The sequence below is a fragment of the Kocuria sp. CPCC 205231 genome, assembly GCF_040980965.1.
Classification (GTDB): Bacteria; Actinomycetota; Actinomycetes; order Actinomycetales; family Micrococcaceae; genus Kocuria; species Kocuria rosea.
The window spans coordinates 1-728 of sequence record NZ_JAVKPP010000075.1 but is presented as its reverse complement, the minus strand read 5'-3'; the positions used below and the strand labels follow the sequence as shown (position 1 = coordinate 728).

General features: G+C 73.8%; 2 pseudogenes. Both read left to right on the top strand.

Annotated features, from left to right (window positions below):
• Positions 1 to 141 (top strand): annotated as a pseudogene (locus tag RF640_RS18935) (replication initiation protein); the annotation flags it as partial.
• 66 nt (positions 142 to 207) lie between these two features.
• A pseudogene (locus tag RF640_RS18930) lies at positions 208 to 728 on the top strand (hypothetical protein); the annotation flags it as partial.

Below are 728 nucleotides of genomic sequence, written 5' to 3'. Positions count from 1 at the left end.
ATCGAACCGGTCTACCGGGGCGAGGGTGCTCGGCCGGGTCCGATCCGCTACGCGGAGGCGGTGCAGCGGGCCCTGGACCGGCTGGTGGACGGGGACCCGTGCTTCACCCGGTACTTGGTGCGCAACCCGGCCGCTGCGTTCCCGGCCGGGCGCGTGTGGTGGGGCCGCAGAGCCAGCCCATGGTCCCTAGGGGATCTCAAGGCGCACATGGCCGAGTACATCGATCCGTTCCACGACGAGGCCATCGACGGGCCCGCCACACCGGCCTGGGACCCGGGCACGCCCCTGCTGGGACAGTCCGGCATCCCGCGGGTCCCGGTGGTGGACACCGCGACGGAGGTGGGACGCAACACCGCGGTCTTCCGCGCTACCCGCCGGTGGCTGTGGGACCAGCGGCAGGCCCGCCAGCAGACCCCGACGGAGGCCGCCTCGATCGCCCACGCTAGGGCGCTCAACGCCCAGCTGCCCCACCCCCTGGCTGATGGGGAGGTGACGTGTCTGGCGCGCTCGGCCGTACGTCAGGTCAACGCCGGCAAAGGACGCCCTACCTCCACCAGCGGCTCTGATGCGGCACACGAGTACCTGTCCCGGATGGGACGGCGCGGTGGGAAGGCGCGGACCGAGGCCAAGGTGCGTGCGGCGGCGGACAACGCCGCCCACGCCCGCCAGGCCCGCACCGACCGTGCGGGGCAGCTGCGGGCCCAAGCAGTGCGGTTGCGGGCGGCAGG